The sequence below is a fragment of the Arthrobacter sp. FW306-1B-F12A genome, from assembly GCF_058781865.1.
Genome location: NZ_JBYSXD010000008.1, coordinates 105197 through 121682, shown reverse-complemented (window position 1 = coordinate 121682; position 16486 = coordinate 105197). Strand labels below are relative to the sequence as shown.

Sequence of the window (16486 nt, the reverse complement as noted above, 5' to 3'; positions counted from 1 at the left end):
TCGCACTCACCTATCGCGGCGGAGCCGTTCTCCGGGCAGTCAGCATCTGGCTAGCCGCTTTAGGAGACACGCCCTAGGGGTATTTCTGCCCCCAGGCCGGCCAGGAATCCGGTGGAGCGCAACTGTTCCGAGATTGCTGAACTAGCGGAATCGCCGCTGCTGTCATTGCGGGCGGCTGAAATTTCGTCGTCTGTGGGCATGTTCTCACTCCTGGCTTCGCAAGGCTGGCTGTTGTTGATGATCGGATGCCGCGGCTGGAAACCGGCGATTGGAATCTGACGGTCATAACAGCGGCTAGTGGCGGAAACGGTTCGGCGGGACGGTCCCCAACTGTGTGAGGGGACCGCCCCGCCTGGGACACGAAAATGTCCGACTAATCGTTCTGCGGGAACCCGAGGTTCAGCCCGCCGTGGCTGGGGTCCAGCCAGCGGGTGGTGACGGCCTTGCCGCGCGTGAAGAAGCCCACGCCTTCGGTGCCGTGGGCATGCGTGTCGCCGAAGAGCGAATTCTTCCAGCCGCCGAAGGAGTAGTAGGCCATGGGCACCGGAACGGGAACGTTGATTCCCACCATGCCCACTTCGACTTCGTTTTCGAAACGACGGGCCGCGCCGCCGTCGTTGGTGAAGATCGCGGTGCCGTTGCCGTAGGGATTGGCGTTGATCGTGGCGAGGGCCGCGTCGTAGGAGTCGACGCGGACCACCGAGAGGACGGGGCCGAAGATTTCGTCCTGGTAGATGGACATGTCCGTGGTGACGTTGTCGAAGAGGGTGGGGCCGAGGAAGAAGCCTTTCCCTTCCGCGTCCGGTGCGATGGTGCGGCCGTCGACGACGAGCGTGGCACCTGCGGCCGCGCCGGCGTCCACGTAGCCGGCCACCTTGTCCCGGTGCACGGCGGTGACGAGCGGGCCCATGTCGCAGCCGCGCAGGCCGTCGCCGGTGCGCAGGGAGCGGGCGCGGCTGGCGATCTTGGCCACCAGTTCGTCGGCGATGTCCCCGACGGCGAGCAGGGCTGAGACGGCCATGCAGCGTTCGCCCGCGGAACCGAACCCGGCGTTGATGGCGGCGTCGGCAGCCAGGTCGAGATCGGCGTCGGGCAGCACGATCATGTGGTTCTTCGCCCCGCCCAGTGCCTGCACGCGCTTGCCGTTGGCTGTGGCGGTCTCGTAGACATACTTGGCGATCGGGGTGGAACCCACGAAGGACACGGCCTTCACGTCCGGGTGCGTCAGCAGCGCGTCCACTGCAACCTTGTCACCGTGGAGGACGTTGAAGACGCCGTCCGGCAGCCCGGCTTCCTTCCACAGCTCAGCCACCCAGTTCAACGCGGTCGGGTCCTTCTCGCTGGGCTTGATCACGACGGTGTTGCCGGCAGCGATGGCGATGGGGAAGAACCACATCGGCACCATGGCCGGGAAATTGAAGGGACTGATAACCGCCACCGGGCCCAGTGGCTGCCGGATGGAATGGATGTCGACCTTCGTGGAGGCGTTCTCCGTGTAGCTGCCCTTGAGCAGGTGCGGGATCCCACAGGCGAACTCAACCACCTCCTGGCCGCGGGTAACCTCGCCGAGGGCGTCGTCCAGGACCTTGCCGTGCTCGGAGGTGATGATCGCGGCGAGCTCACTCTTGCGGGCGTTCAGCAGCTCACGGAACGCGAACAGCACCTGCGTGCGCTTTGTCAGCGAGGTATCCCGCCATGCCGGGAAGGCAGCCTTGGCGGCGGCGACGGCGGCATTTGCTTCGGCCAACGTTGCCAGTACCACCTGTCCGGTGACCTTTCCTGTGGCCGGGTTGGTCACAGGAGCGGTCAAGTCCCCGGCCGGGACATACCCACCGCCGATCCAGTGCTCAATAGTCTTCAAAATGCTCCTTCGATGGTGAACGCGACGTCGACGCCTTATTTCCGGCAAGTCGATGCTCGTCAACGCTAGCTCCGGGCGAGCTATCACGCCAACAGTTTGTTTTGATGCGAGCCATCGAATTCTTAGAACGCTCCTCCCGGCCCAGCGTTCTTGCTGAGAGATAGCTCCTATCAGAACAAACTGTTGGATAGATGTGATCTCGGCCACTAGCGTTTTACGAAAGCTTCAGGCGACCGCAGGCCTGTCGCACCTAGGGAGGGTTTTTACTTGGAATTTAGGACTCGTTTGACAGAGGCACTGGACATCAAATACCCCATCGTCTTGGCACCCATGGACTACGTTTCGGATGCATCCCTCGCCGCGGCGGTATCCGGGGCAGGAGGACTTGGACTAATCGGTGGCGGCTACGGGGATCGTGAGTGGTTGATTGAGCAGTTTGATCGGGTTGAACCGGGAAGCGTCGGGTGCGGATTCATCACGTGGGCACTGGGCAAGCAGCCGGAGCTTCTCGACATAGCCTTGGAGCGGGGAGCCAAGGCGATTTTCCTCTCCTTCGGAGACCCATCGCCCTATGTCGAGAAGGTCCGCGACGCCGGCGTCCCCCTGATCTGCCAGGTACACAACGTTGAGCAGGCCCGAAGAGCGTTGGATTTGGGAGCAGATGCGCTCTCGGCACAGGGCGCGGAGGCCGGCGGCCACGGTTTGGGAACCCGGTCGACGTTCACCTTGGTGCCCGAGGTGGCTGACTTGGTCCGTTCCATCTCACCAAGTACGCTGCTGCTTGCCGCGGGCGGTGTTGGCGATGGGCGCGGTCTGGCAGCGGCTTTGGCCCTGGGGGCCGACGGGGCATTGGTTGGCACACGCTTCTACGCGACCAACGAAGCCGCAATCTCCCGCCAAGCCCACGCCACGGCGCTCAAGGCCAGCGGAGACGACACCGTCCGGTCCTCCGTGTACGACATTGTTCGTCAGAAGGCCTGGCCAAAGGAGTATAGCGGCCGGGTCCTGCGCAACGACTTCGTGAGCCGTTGGCATGGGCATGAGCCGTCACTCGCTGCGACTCTGGGCGGTGCCCAGGAAGAGTTCAAGTCTGCTGTCGACAACCAGGACTACACGATCGCGAACCTGATCGTGGGCGAGGTAGTCGGTCAAATCAACCGAATTCTGCCGGCGGCACAGGTGGTCGAGCAGATGATCAAGGAGGCAGGAACGCGTCTTACGGCTTGAAAGGCACGCTTTACGGCTCACAAATCCAAAATTTAGGACCAATGTGAAACAGACTCCACAAGCGCCCGGCCAAGCCGTGGCTGCCCCCGGCACCCTGCGCAAGATCATCATCGCATCCAGTGTCGGAACCCTGATTGAGTGGTACGACTTCTACATTTATGGCAGCCTCGCGGTCGTCTTCTCGGGAATGTTCTTCCCCGGGGGCAACCCTCTGGCCGCCCTCCTCATCAGCATCGCCGCCTTTGGTACAGGCTTCGTCGTACGACCGATCGGAGCACTCATCTTCGGTCGCATGGGGGACCGGATCGGCCGCAAGAAAACCTTCCTCACAACGCTGATCCTGATGGGTGGGGCAACCAGCGCGATCGGACTGCTGCCCAGCTTCACGTCCATCGGCCTGGTCGCACCGATCCTGCTCGTGCTGCTCCGCCTGGTTCAAGGCCTCGCCATCGGCGGAGAGTACGGGGGCGCGGCCATCTACATCGCCGAGCATTCACCGGATAACAAGCGCGGCGCCTACACGAGCATCCTTCAAACCACGGCGACCGTGGGACTGCTGCTCTCCATCACCGTGATAGTCCTGTGCAGGCTAGCGATGGGCGAGGAAGCATTCAATGCCTGGGGCTGGCGAATACCTTTCCTGCTCTCGGCCGTGCTGGTCATCTTCTCCTTGAAGGTACGCCTGAAGATGCACGAGTCGCCCGTATTTTCGGAGATGCGCGAATCGGGGCGACTGTCCAAGTCCCCGATCCGGGACACAGTTGGAAACCGCCGCACCATGCTTCTCCTGACGGCCGCTCTCTTCGGGGTGACGGCCGGCTTGGGGGTGGCCTGGTACACCAGCCAGTTCTACACCCTCTATTTCCTGCAAACCGTCTTGAAAGTGGATTTCCTGACAGCGAACATCAGCGTCGGCGTTGCGCTGGTGCTCGGCACCCCGTTCTTCATTATTTTCGGACGGCTCTCGGACCGCTTCGGGCGCTCTCGCCTCATTCTCGGGGGACTGGCCCTGTCTGCACTCGGCTATGTGCCGTTGTTCTCCTGGATTCAATCAGCCGCACAGGCCCGGGACTCCGTGCAGATCGTGGCAGCGATAACCATCCAGATCATCTTCGTGGCCATGGTCTACGGACCTACGGCAGCCTTCCTGGTCGAAATATTCCCCGCACAGATCCGCTACACCGGAGTGTCATTGGCCTACCACCTGGGCACCGGCGTCTTCGGGGGCTTCACCCCGCTGATCGCCCTCAGCGCATCGTCAGCCCAAGGCGGCCAGCTGGCCGGACTTGTTTACCCCATAGTCATCACAACGTTGAGCTTCATCGTCTTCTTCATCGTCCTGCGCAAGGGGGCCCACAGTGTAGTGGCCCAGCGCGCGGGTCAGCGTTTCGACGCACACCGCACCGAGGCCAACCCAACGGTAGGCGTTTCGGATTCAATCCGTTAGCAGAACGTGAACAGGAAAGGAGGGAACTGTGCCCCTTGTCCGGATTGACCTGATCGAACACAGAACCCCGGAGCAGGTTAGAGAAGTGGCCGACGCGGTACATGAAGCCATAGTGGACGTGCTTGGCATACCCGAAAGGGACCGGTTCCAGATCCTCACCAGTCACGCGTCCGCCGAAGTTATCGCCCTGGACGCCGGGTTGGGCTTCGAACGATCCCACCAGCTGGTCATGATCCACATTTTCACCCAGGAAGGCAGATCACCCGAGGTGAAACAACAGCTGTTTGCCCTCCTGGCCGAAAAACTGGGCGCACAGGGCGTCCCGGCTGCAGACGTTTTCGTCGGCATCACCGAGAACAGTCCCGCCGACTGGTCCTTCGGGTTCGGCCGGGCACAGTACCTCACCGGAGAACTTTCGGTTCCGAGCTCCTAATGCCAGCTAATGGGCGGAGCAGCTGCTGTCGGCTGCTCCGCCCATTAGCCATTGCCGGGGAAGATGGCAGATGATGGAAGAATCAATTTGGGAGATGACATGGAAACAACCGATCTGCAGTACTTCCTGGCGGTTGCCAGGGCCAAAGGAATGACGCGGGCCTCCGAAGAACTGCATACCGTGCAGTCGAATATCAGTTCGCGCATCCGAGCCCTCGAAAACGAAGTCGGAGTGCCCCTGTTTCTGCGGCATGCCCGTGGGGTGACCCTCACCAGCGCAGGAGAGAAGTTCCTCCCGTACGCGGAGCGCGTCGTGCAACTGATGAGGGAAGGGATTGACCTCATCGGTGACGTGGAGGACCCTCGCGGTCGATTGGCCGTCGGCTCAATGGAAACGACCGCTGGCTGGAGGCTTCCGGGCCTACTGGCTGCGTACACCTTCGACTGCCCGCAAGTTGACCTGCTCCTGGAGACAGGGCCGACGGATGACCTGGTCCAGGGTGTAGTCGACCACCGCTTGGACGGTGCCTTCGTTTCGGGGCCCGTAACTCATCCGGATATTGAGGGAGAAACGGTATTTCGCGAAGAACTTGTCGTAGTTTCATCTCGGCACGAGACTGACCTGGACAAGGCCCTGGTCAATGGACAGAAAGTTCTGGTGTTCCGTTCGGGCTGCTCATACCGGGGACGCCTTTTAGCACTCATGGCTTCGCGCGGGATCAATGCTCCGGCGGTCATGGAATTCGGAACTCTCGAGGGCATCCTTGGGTGTGTTGCCGCAGGAATGGGTGTGACATTGCTGCCGCGCAGCGTTGTGTCTGAATGGTCTTCGCATGATCAAGTGACGATGCACCCCCTTGCCGAGGATTTTGCCTTGGCCGAGACGCTGTTCGTACGCAGGACCGACGCAACGGTATCCCCGGCTATGGCGCGGTTCCTCAAACAGCTCCAGGTGATGGACCGGTCAGCCTAATTGGAGGCCGCGAGTCTGAAGCCTCCTCCAGACGATGAGAATCCTGCCATGCCGGTCAAGGTCATGCGCAAGTTCGACTGCTAATGAGGCGGGAAAGCAAGCGATCCAGTGCTTCTGCTTGCCTGGCCTGAGGAAGTTCCTCACAACTATTTCGCGTAAAGCGCGCACAGGAAAGGTATGGATTTTGAAGACGCTAATTGAGTATCCCATCACAGTAACGGCAAACAGCCGGAGTGAACTGGAACAGAAACTCGACGAAGTAGTGGCTGCCGCCGAGAGCGGGTCCATTGCCCAAGGTCGAAAGGAGGGTGTCTTGGTCACGAGGCACGATCATAACGTTTTCATGGTCTCTTTGAGCAGTACGGTTCCGTTCGGAACGACCTTCGAGCGCGATGACTGGAGAGGCTCCCGCGAGGTTGTACGGGGCTAAAAGCCGCCATTGCAGATACCGCCAGTCTGTCTCTGACTTCGATAGTTATCGAGGCGAACTTCCGCACGACTGGGTTTGGTAATGTCGATCTCGGCCCGCTTAAGGTGCGGAGAGTTGTCATTGCTGCGCGGCAGGGGCAGTTGCCCCAGCGTTCCTCTCGGACGCACTGATCCCTCGGTGGCCCAGCGCACTGACAGGTGCTATTAGAACCAAGGCAGACTTCCTGTGCCTCTGATCGATGAGACGACACGTCGAGGTCGTTGAGGATGCAAGGAATTCCTCGACCACTACAGGGTAGTTACTCCGCAGGCCTTGACCATACTGGCTCTTCGCGGTTGGCGGGGAATTGATTCCGTGCCGGTGGGATGAGTGTGTCCAACCATTCAACTCGGAATAGGACCACGAGCCTACCGGGGTTGCGGTCGGCGCTGCCACCAGTATCTTCAACCTGCCCGACTACCGTGTCATCCCCACCAGCCACCGGGCGCCCCATGTTTGGGTAGTCGCGTCACAGCGGAAGGAACGCCGCTTCCCGCGGATCCGGGACATTCCCATTGCCGGTCCTGTGGATGCCCTCTGATCCAAATACCGCTGGTCCTGCGAAGAACCGGCGTGCGAGAGCCTCTTGTTCTTTGAGTCCACCGTCCAGGTCCCGCCGTGTGCCCGTTCGACCGGCCGGCCCCGTGACCAGCTCGTGGATGCGCTCATCCGTTCAGCCCGGGCCGTCTCGGAGACTCAGCTGAGCCCGAGAATGCCGGGTATCGACGAGCACCGGTTCCGCTCCGTGCGCTACTACCAGGACCGCGAATCGAAGGTCTGGATGCGGTTCGAGCCGCGCATGACGACGACCGAGGATCTGGACACCGGCCTGGTGCTGGGCGTCGTGGACGGCCGGGACCACACTGACGTCGGGGAGTGGCTCTTCGCCCGGCCTCTGACATGGCGGCTGGCCGTTCAGGTCGTAGCGAACGACCCTCCGTGACACGGCAGAACCTCTCCCACCAGGTCAAGGGCTGCCACCGCCGTCGATCCAGCTGGCACACTTCAGGCCATCTGGAAGGTCAAGGAACAGGTTCGGGCCCTGCCGCGCACCATTAGGAAGATTAAACGCGCCGCCCGCGGTTACAGCGACCCCGCCAACTACAAATCGATTATTCTCTTGGGAATCGCCGTCCCGACGGGGGCATGACCCTCACACTGGGAATCCCTCACGAAACCACCACGAGCGACCATACTCGTGGACTAAATTGAGCATTCGCGGGCTGCGAGCTCGTCCGGTCGTTGGACCGGACGGGCTCGCGAGCGCTTACTCGCGTAGCTGTGAGGCGGCGTCGATGGTTCGGTGTGCTCAGTCTGCGACTGTGCTCGGGCCGCGAACATCGACATTCCGGCTGGGTGCGAGGTCGCCCCGATAAGGCGATTTGAGCTTTGCCATCGCAGCGAGACCCGAAATGGGCGACGTGGATGTCTAGCGCCGCTCCTGACGGTCGGCGATCTTCAAGCCGACAAAGACTGGCGGCACGAGTGAGTTCGACGGACGGCCTGTAATGGTAGACCGCCATTTGATCCGGAGGGCTGTTAGGCGAGTCGAGACTAGTCTCGACGTCTTCGTAGCCGGAGGTTGCGAAGACAAATGCCGAGGAGGTGGCTTAGCGATAACTGGTGCAGGGGTATCAGTTATTCCTCCTGTTCGGCTTCCAACTGTTGCATCGTGGCCCCGCCGGCCATCAGATCTATGACTTCGGCGGCTTCTTTCTCGCCTCGTGCGAAGGAGGCAACGAGTTTTCCGTGGGCGATGACCGCGAAGTGGTCGCCAACCCGGAGCGCGTGGTGGGCTTGGTGGGTGATCAGGACCACCCCGACGCCTCGGTTCCGGGCGTTCTCGACGGCGCGCAGGACTGTCTCGGATTCGCGGACGCCGAGGGCCGAGGTCGGTTCGTCGAGGATGAGGACGTTGGCGCCGAAGTGCATGGCGCGCGCGATGACCAGTGCCTGGCGTTCGCCTCCTGACATGGTGCCCACGAGCTGGTTGGCGTCAGCGACCCTGCGGATTCCGAGGCCGGAGATCTCTTTCAGCGCTACCTCGGCTGCCTTGGCCGAGTCGATGCGGCGAAAGGGGCCCCAGCCCTTCGTCGGCTCAGAGCCCAGGAAGAAATTGCGGGCCACGCTCATTAGCGGGATGGTCCCTGCGCCTTGGTGGACAGTGGCGATGCCGCGGGAGAGGGCGTCGCGGGGGCTCTCGAGATGCACGGATTCGCCGTTCATGAGCATTTCGCCTTCGGTGGGCGGGTGCACGCCAGAGAGGATTTTGATGAGGGTGGACTTGCCTGCACCGTTGTGGCCGAGGATGCACAGAACCTTCCCTCGTTCGACGGTGAGGGATACGTCGGCGACAGCGGTGACGCCGGTAAATCGTTTCGTCACGTCGCGTAGTTCGATGAGTGGCTTCTCTGCAGCCACGGGGCCTTGGCGCCCGTCTAGTGTCTGTGTCATTTGTGTCACCTGCTTGTCAGTGCCAGTTTGCGGAAATAGTTGTTGGCGATAACCGCGACGAGCAGCAGCGCCCCGAGGAACAGCTCCGCGTAGTCGGTATTCCATCCGGTGTAGAAGATGCCGATGTTGACCACGCCGTAGGTTGCCACGCCGAGAAACACGCCAATCATCGATCCATAGCCGCCTTGAAGGAGGACCCCGCCGATGACTGCTGCGATCACAGCGTCGAAGACGAAGGAGCGTCCTCTGGTCACATCCCCGCCGTTGAAAGCGATGGTCTGCATGACGCCGATGAGGGCTGCACCGAACGATGTAGCCATAAACAGGGTGATCTTTATCCGGGTGACGGGGACGCCAGCTTCGCGGGCGATGTCCAAGGATCCTCCTGTTGCATAAATCCAGTTTCCAAAACGCGTGCGAGTGAGGACCCAAGCGGCGAGCAAGGTGATGGCAACCCACCACACGAGGGTCGACTGGAACTGCCCTACCTTCGAGCCAAACACGGCCTGAGTGCTTGGCTCGGCGACGATCGACACGGCCGTCGTTCCGGCAAGAGCGCGGGCAAAACCCAGTGCCGCACCTGCCACAACGAGCTGGCTGCCCAGAGTCACGATGAACGACGGCAATTTGGTCTTGGTCACGACGAATCCGTTCACGAATCCGACGACGAGGCTGAAAGCGAGTGCAAGGGCGATGGAGACCCATTGGGACAGACCGAAAGTGCCACTTCCGATGGCTACAATCATCGATGCCGCGCCCACCGTGGAGCCGATTGAGAGGTCGAACTCTCCCGCTATGAGCAGTAGCGCAACCGGCGTCGCGACGATTCCAAGTTCAGCGGCGGTATCGAGCCAGCTCGCAGTGCCATCGAAGGTCACGAATCCCGAGCTCGACGCGGTGATCATGAAGAAGGCGTATACGGCGAGAGCACCGACGAGGGCGCCGAATTCGGGGCGACGCAGAGTGCGTCCCAAAACGGACCCGCGCTTGGGGATGTCGGGGTCGCCGCCCGGTTGCGCGGTCGGCCGCGTTAACCGGGCGGGTACGGAGGATTGGAGGGACATGGTGAAAACCTCTCAAGAATTGGGTTGCGGGATTGGGCGTGCCTTCGGCCGCTGCGGGTTCCGAAGGCACGCCGTTGGGGACGGGTTGCGGGAGGGTTTAGGAGGCTCCGCGGACGCCCTTGCTCTGCTCGTTGATCTTCAGTACGTTGTCGACATTTGCCTTCGTGACTACGTTGGGGCCGGTGACGACTTCGCCTGCCGGCATGACGCCGAACCGCACGTACTGGGCGGCCATGAGCACGGGGTAGTACCCCTGGAGGTACGGCTGGGAGTCGAGAGCGAACGCGATGTCCCCGGTCTGGATATCCTTCAGTACTTGAGTCGACAGGTCGCCGGTACCGATGGCGAGCTTCTTTCCGGTGTTCGCGGCGGCCTGCTTGGCGTTCTCTGCCACCGAGCTTCCAAAGACGAACACGCCTTCAATGCTTGGGTCAGCTTTGAGCGCTCCTTGGATATCCTGGGTCACCTTTGTGGGATTTGTGGTGTCGGAGTACGGGATGGAGATCGTTGAAGAGGATCCGCCGTCTTTTTTCATTCCGTCGGTTAGGCCCTGACAGGCCTGCTCTAGGAAAGGATTCCCTGGGACCGGGTTGACGCACAGTACCTTGCTGATGTGCTTCGCCGACATCTGGGAGGCAGCTTCGACGCCCACAGGTCCAGGCTCGAGACCGACATACGACTTTGCCCCGAGGTCCTTCCATACGTCATTGCCCGTGTTCTGGAGGATGACAGGGATCCCCGCGGCCGTTGCTTGCTTGATCACTGCGTTCTCGGCGTCGGGGAAGAAGTCTGCGAGGACCAAGGCGTCAGGCTTCTTGTTGATGGCGTCCTGCACGAGGCGGGCCAAGGTTGGGCCGGATCCTTCTCTGGATGAAGACGGGCTTAGATATTGCGCCGTGACACCTGCCTGTTTGGCGGCATCGTCAGTTCCACGCTTGATGGCACCGAAGTACGGGTCGTCAAGAGGGCCCGAGACGACGATGATGGAGACGTTTCGATCCGTACCCGGGGTGCTGCCCGTGTTGCTGGCGCTGTTTGAGTTGCCGTTCGAACAGCCTGCTGCGGTCATCGCAATGACGCTCGCGAGCGACGCGACAGCGATAATGCGGCGGGATCTGCAAAGTGGGAACACAAGAACTCCTTTGTTGTAGGGATTGGCCGAGTCACATACCGGCGCTTTTCCCGAAGCTGACAACAAATGACGTTACGCAGATCACATTCGGCATAGAAATGCCTATATTCAGGCATCAATGTGTGGCAGACATAGACGAGTTCGCCGAAGATTTTGGATCATGGCGAGGTGAGGACTGGCGAGCATTGACTCGGGGAACTGACGTTGGATGGGCGCGCTTCGCAAGGCCCAGTCGGAAGCCAAACCATTCTGGGCTGCGGACCCTATTTGCCCTCCAACGCCCCCACGTTCAGGCCAATTGAGACAAACTTTCGCACCAGTGCGTTCCGCCTTCGGGGCTGATAGGCAAGCCACACCGGAACCGCAGGGGCGTCCACAAGTGGAATGAAAATCAGGTCAGGATGTTGCGTGGAGCGCGCTGCCGATCGCGGGAGCGCCCCTAAGCCGCGACCAGCAGCTACAAGGTGCAACCATTCGTCAAAGTTTTCGCAGGGCACGATGCAGCCAGGCCTCGTCTCTGGCGGCCATAGTTCGGGCTGCGTCGTTCCATTGACGGTGTTGATAACCAAGGGGTGATCGGCGAGTTCCTGCCAGCTCAGAGTCCGTCTACCGGCGAGTTCCGAACTGGATGACACCACAGCTACTCGTTCCTCGTCAAAGAGCAGGGCATGCTCCAAGTCGGCGGATTTGAGCATGGTTCGGGTCACCGCCACGTCGAGTTCGCCCCGCTCCAGGTGCGGCTCGACGTCGTCACGGCGCAGGAGCCTTGTCGCTACCCCGGTTGCCCTCTCGAATTCGCTGATCGTGTGAGTTGCCCACGGGGCCGGCAACACCCATTGGAAGCCGATTCGAAGCTCCTGCCGACCTTGTATGGATAGAACGGCGCGATCGAGTTCGGCCACGATTGAGAGTACCTTGTCGTAGAATTCCGAGCCCGCAGCGGTCAATTCAACTGATCTTGAAGTGCGCGTCAGAAGCTGGATGCCCAACGCGACCTCGAGTTGCTGGACGGCCCTCGTCAGTGCGGGTTGGGTAATCAGGAGGTCGCGGCTTGCGGCGGTGTACGAATGGACTTTGGCGACGGCGACGAATGCCCGAAGGTGACGAAGTTCGTAATCCATGGGTCGTGCTCTCCCGGCTCATCGTGCAAACGCGCCGTAAACCGACGGCGGACTGTCGTTCAAGGAGACAAGCGCGTCTTGATCAACTGATGCAGTGGGCTTCGTCTCCGGAACAACGTGCGGGCAGCCAGGGATACACCCCGTTGCGGACATCGAGTGTTCCATCCATTTCCATACCTGGTGTCCTGCCTTTAGGCGGCCGTGGTATGTCCCGATTGCCATGCAGCGAGGTTGCGGTGCTGTTTCCCAGTCTTGATACTGGGCGCTATACAGCGCGGAGTCGCCTACATACTGAATGCTCAGGTTTGTGACCGTTTGCCGCATAGGAGTGGCGCCGTGTCCGAACCAGGAAATAAGTTGCACCGGGGTTGGTGAAGAAATGGAACATTCGGGGCATCCCTCCAAACTGACGTCGACCAAGCCGGTCATCTCGTGGAGGTATTGGGTGTTCCGTGTGCAGATTGCATGACTGAACGCCGCCAAGAGATTTTCCAGGTAGTGGCGGAGCACCGGCAGTGGATTCGTGAATTCCATGTCGCTGGTCGCGGCGGCCATAATCTGGTCTCCGACGTCCTTGGAGGGAGTGTCAGCAGTCACTGGTTGCACCTGTGTTTCCTACATCTGATTCCCGTCGTGGCCACGGCCTCCTGGTTCTCGAATTCCCGAGCCCAGCGCCGAAGCGGCGCCTGAAGGGCGACCCTAGCGGAGCCCACCCGCTTCGACGCTTGCTTGGGGCTAAGATTCGTCGAGCTGGCTCAGATGGCAGCTACCACTCCGCCCGCCTGCCCTCGGTCAGCCAACAAACCGGTGTTGGCGAGAATCAGTGCCCTGGTCGTTGCAGTCTGCCACGCACGAGCGGAAGGCAACAGCCGTGTCATCGATGGCGACATGTGCACATGGCCATGCCCGAGATACAGTTCAGCCTTAACACCGGCGGCCAGGAGCCGCCGGGCATAAAGTTCCCCGTCCGGGCGCAGGACGTCGTACTCCGCCACGGCGATATAAGCCGGAGGCAACCCGCTCAGGTCCGCGGCCAGGAGCGGTGAGGCCAGAGTGTCGCGTGCGGCCTCCTCCGCGCTGACATAGGTGGCACAAAATGTGCGGACATCCGACATGGACAACGGCAGATCGTCGCCTTCTTCCCGGGGAACACCGTGCGTCAGGTCAAGAACAGGGACTTCGAGGATCTGATAGCCCACCTCCGTGCGTTCATCGTCGCGCAACGCGAGCGTTGCTGCCGCCGCAATATTGGCCCCCGAAGACTGGCCTCCAACGGTAATTGCTCCTGGAAGCGCGCCAAGTGCTTCGCTGTTTCCGATGACCCAGTCGATGGTGGCGAGCAGATCGTGAACTGCTGCAGGATAGGGGTGTTCCGGGGCTTTTCGATAGTCCACGGACACCACGATGCAATCGGCGTTCACGCACCGGTAGCGGCTTACCGTCTCCGAATCGCGGGAGAACGCGCTGCCGATGGTCCAACCACCGCCGTGGACAAACAGATGGACGGGATGCGGCCCCTCGGACGCCGGCCAATAACAGATGATGTTGAAGGTTTGACTGCCGGTACCGATCTCAATCACCTGCCGTTTGGCCACGGAAGGCGCAGGAAGTGTGAACTGATCAAAGCCTTCGTCATTTGCCCTGTTGGATGCCTCTCTGAACTGGAGGGGGTTGTCGATCGTGGGCGGGAGGTGTGTCCAGGATGACCGAAATGGGTTTAGCGCAGGATCGATTGGCAAGGTACGTCCTTCCGTTTCGTTTATGTGTGAGGGCAGACGCTTAGCGGACGCTGCGGACCGGCAGAATGGCGGTGCCACCCACGATCGCCACCGCACCGGCTACAAGAAACAGCACCGAGTAAGAGCCGCCGCTGAGAATCAGGATGAAGGGTGCGATCGCCGGGGCGACGGCGTTGGCGAGCGTGCTGGACATGTTGAACACGGCCATGTCCTTACCTGCGTTCGCCTTGTCCGGGAGAACATCGGTGACAAGTGCAAGGTCAACGGCGAGGAATGCGCCATAGCCAATGCCGGCGATGCCCATGGCGAAGAGGAATCCGTTGAAGCCGGACACCAGGGAGGCGATGATCAGGGCGATCCCGTAAATAGCCGCGGAGGTGAGGACAAAGGCTTTCCGGCGGCGGAGGAAGTCGGACAGCTTGCCGCCCACCATGCTGGTGACAATCGTCGTCGTCGACAAGGCGAGGGTGGCGAAGAAGATCTGCTGGGGAACTTCCTCGGGTCGGGAGCCGAGGTGATTGAGCAAATAGAACGCCTGGTACGTCGTGAGGAAGCCGAACGCGATGACGAAGAGCAAGCGGCTGAACCATGCCCATGCGAAATCTGGGTGCCGACGGGGACTTACCCAAAATGATGAGGCGATTTCCCGTACTGACAGCTTGGGTTTCGGTGCCTCCTTGGACAAACGACGATCTTGGACCAGTGAGATGAAGACGATAACGGCAAGGGCCGCGATCATTGGCGGAACCAGGAACATCAGCAACGTACTGGCTGCGACCAGCTGGATCACGAAGGTGCCCCCGATCATTGCCATGGGCAATGTCAGACCAACGAGGCCTGAAACAACACCCCGTTGTTCAACCGGGACACGGTCCGAAATAACGGCCAGGAGCGGTGTGCCAATGAAGTTTGCCGCCACGCCGTACAAACCGTAAGCCACCAGCAGTACCGGCACCGTGGGCGCCAGAGCCATGACAACGCCAAGAACGATGACGCTGGCCGCTCCGATCAAAAGGTACGGCCGCCGCATACCAATTCGTGCGGTAGTTCTGTCGCTTAGACGACCCACGACAGGCATGACGACCAAGGGCAGCAGTACCCCGACGCCGGCGACGAGGCTCAAAGCACCGGCTGCGGCGCCGGGCCCAACCAGAGTTTGGACTTTTAGGGCAAGGGTCACAACGCCGGGCATCAGGCATGCAATCCAGAAGCCTGCGTAGGCAAAAGCGAACGCGAAGATAAAGCGCATTCCCACCCTAGGCAGGGTGGAGCCGCCGGAAACTGGAATTACGGGACCTCTAGGATCTGTTCCGCTGACTTCTGTCAGCGATGGGGCTTGGGTGTTCATGACGTATCCGATCTTCATCGATCCGAGCTTATGCGTATAAGTGCCGTCGGAGAATGGCCCTCAGCCAAAAAGTGTATGGAATTTTCACTTAGACGATTAAGTGATTAGAGACACCATACTCAACGAGGGGTGTGGGGCGCAAGACCCTCTTACGTCGAGCTGCGTGCTATGACGTCCAGTATTGCCGCGCCGGGAGGGTCCGGGAGGGGTTGGTGCCTCAATGCTGCGCGCGCAATCTCGGCAAGATGCGTGGCCATGCGTTGCGGGTTCTGCCATACAGAGGACAGCGGCGGGTCCGTGAATCGGGACATCGGTTGGTCATCGACGCCGATGATTGCCAGCGAAGCCGGGACATGCACGCCCTGCGCGTGAGCGGTGGCAAGAAGTGCTGCGGCTACCTCGTCATTGAAGGCTGCCACGCCGGTAATGGAGCCGCGCTTCGAGAGTGCATTTGAAAACCACTGGCCGGGTTCTGATCCCTTGTCATCCATGTGCCATTCGGAGGGCTCGTCGATTCCAAGCCGCGCACATGCCTCCGCCGCCCCCAGCTTCCTGAGGATACTGAAAGGCTGCAGGGCTTCGCCGGGCGCGGCGGCGTAGGCGAGGTTCCGGTGGCCGCGATCGTAGAGGTGCTGTACTTGGGCCGCGCCGATTGCCGGCTGGGAGAAGTGGGCTGTAGCGGTAGGAGCCTGTGTGATGACGAGGCGATCGACAGCGGTGATTCCGGCCGCCCGCATGGCCTTCTTGTCTTCAGGGCTGAGGTCTCCGAACTTCAGCACTGCGACCGGCGATATCGTCCGCCAGGTGCGGGAGGACTCGCCCGTGTCGCGCTCGGTGAGCAGGCGCAGGCCCTGATGAGAGATCTCGGTGGCCAAAGCATCGGTCAGTTGTGCCACGGCCAGGCTGGGAGGCCAGTCCGGAAGAATGAGGAGCACGACGTCGTTACGGCCAAGACGCAGCGCGCGGGCGGCCGAAGAGGGCGCGTAATCGAGTTCACGCACGGCGGCCAGGACCCGCTCTCGCGTTGCCTGGGGGATGGTCTGGTTTGGTGCGTCGTTGATGACATAGCTGACGGTAGCAACGGACACGCCTGCCCGCTCCGCAACCATGGAGGCGGTAACCCGGCGCCGCCCTGCGCTTGTCTTGTTTGTTGCCACCTGAAACACAGTAGTGCATGGCGTACCATAAATCACTGATTCGTTTAAGTGAGGATGATTCG

15 protein-coding genes are annotated in these 16486 nt (G+C 61.0%); 5 read left to right on the top strand and 10 right to left on the bottom strand.

What is annotated here, in order from left to right:
- Positions 1-59 precede the first annotated feature (59 nt).
- Positions 60-200, bottom strand: coding sequence for a hypothetical protein (locus AC3WJU_RS06705; protein ID WP_492259498.1), 141 nt, complete (start codon positions 198-200; stop codon positions 60-62).
- A 173-nt stretch (positions 201-373) separates the two neighbouring features.
- A complete protein-coding gene (locus AC3WJU_RS06700; RefSeq protein WP_492259497.1) occupies positions 374-1861 on the bottom strand; it encodes a CoA-acylating methylmalonate-semialdehyde dehydrogenase in 1488 nt (495 codons plus the stop codon).
- Positions 1862-2128: 267 nt separating this feature from the next.
- Between AC3WJU_RS06700 and AC3WJU_RS06695 the strand changes: the two genes are divergently transcribed.
- The 5 genes from AC3WJU_RS06695 to AC3WJU_RS06675 all read left to right on the top strand — a co-directional run bounded on the left by AC3WJU_RS06695 (position 2129) and on the right by AC3WJU_RS06675 (position 7352).
- Entirely contained in the window at positions 2129-3088 is a 960-nt protein-coding gene (locus AC3WJU_RS06695) for an NAD(P)H-dependent flavin oxidoreductase (protein WP_492259496.1), read from the top strand.
- Between the two features lie 43 nt (positions 3089-3131).
- A complete protein-coding gene (locus tag AC3WJU_RS06690; RefSeq protein ID WP_492259495.1) occupies positions 3132-4535 on the top strand; it encodes an MFS transporter in 1404 nt (467 codons plus the stop codon).
- A 28-nt stretch (positions 4536-4563) separates the two neighbouring features.
- Entirely contained in the window at positions 4564-4968 is a 405-nt protein-coding gene (locus AC3WJU_RS06685; protein ID WP_492259494.1) for a tautomerase family protein, read from the top strand.
- A 99-nt stretch (positions 4969-5067) separates the two neighbouring features.
- Complete coding sequence (locus AC3WJU_RS06680) at positions 5068-5940, top strand: LysR family transcriptional regulator (protein ID WP_459343080.1); 873 nt, start codon at positions 5068-5070, stop codon at positions 5938-5940.
- Positions 5941-6995: 1055 nt separating this feature from the next.
- Positions 6996-7352 carry a hypothetical protein gene (locus AC3WJU_RS06675; RefSeq protein ID WP_492259493.1) on the top strand — a complete coding sequence of 119 codons (357 nt, stop codon included), beginning with the start codon at positions 6996-6998 and terminating at the stop codon, positions 7350-7352.
- Positions 7353-8047: 695 nt separating this feature from the next.
- On the opposite strand, the gene AC3WJU_RS06670 is transcribed toward AC3WJU_RS06675, so the two are convergent.
- The 8 genes from AC3WJU_RS06670 to AC3WJU_RS06635 form a co-directional block, all read right to left on the bottom strand.
- Complete coding sequence (locus tag AC3WJU_RS06670; protein ID WP_459343082.1) at positions 8048-8863, bottom strand: ATP-binding cassette domain-containing protein; 816 nt, start codon at positions 8861-8863, stop codon at positions 8048-8050.
- A 5-nt stretch (positions 8864-8868) separates the two neighbouring features.
- The gene (locus AC3WJU_RS06665; protein ID WP_492259492.1) at positions 8869-9927 is read right to left on the bottom strand and encodes an ABC transporter permease; all 1059 of its coding nucleotides are present in this window, start codon (positions 9925-9927) and stop codon (positions 8869-8871) included.
- Positions 9928-10024: 97 nt separating this feature from the next.
- Positions 10025-10996, bottom strand: coding sequence for a substrate-binding domain-containing protein (locus AC3WJU_RS06660; RefSeq protein ID WP_492259491.1), 972 nt, complete (start codon positions 10994-10996; stop codon positions 10025-10027).
- A gap of 326 nt (positions 10997-11322) precedes the next feature.
- Positions 11323-12180, bottom strand: coding sequence for a LysR family transcriptional regulator (locus AC3WJU_RS06655; RefSeq protein ID WP_492259490.1), 858 nt, complete (start codon positions 12178-12180; stop codon positions 11323-11325).
- Between the two features lie 18 nt (positions 12181-12198).
- On the bottom strand, positions 12199-12777 hold the full coding sequence (locus AC3WJU_RS06650; RefSeq protein WP_492259489.1) for a hypothetical protein: 579 nt from the start codon (positions 12775-12777) through the stop codon (positions 12199-12201).
- Between the two features lie 158 nt (positions 12778-12935).
- Positions 12936-13775 carry an alpha/beta hydrolase gene (locus AC3WJU_RS06645; protein ID WP_492259488.1) on the bottom strand — a complete coding sequence of 280 codons (840 nt, stop codon included), beginning with the start codon at positions 13773-13775 and terminating at the stop codon, positions 12936-12938.
- Positions 13776-13959: 184 nt separating this feature from the next.
- Positions 13960-15168 (bottom strand): MFS transporter, encoded by a 1209-nt coding sequence (locus tag AC3WJU_RS06640; protein ID WP_492259502.1) that lies wholly within the window; start codon positions 15166-15168, stop codon positions 13960-13962.
- 248 nt (positions 15169-15416) lie between these two features.
- Entirely contained in the window at positions 15417-16424 is a 1008-nt protein-coding gene (locus AC3WJU_RS06635; RefSeq protein ID WP_492259487.1) for a LacI family DNA-binding transcriptional regulator, read from the bottom strand.
- Positions 16425-16486: the final 62 nt, after the last annotated feature.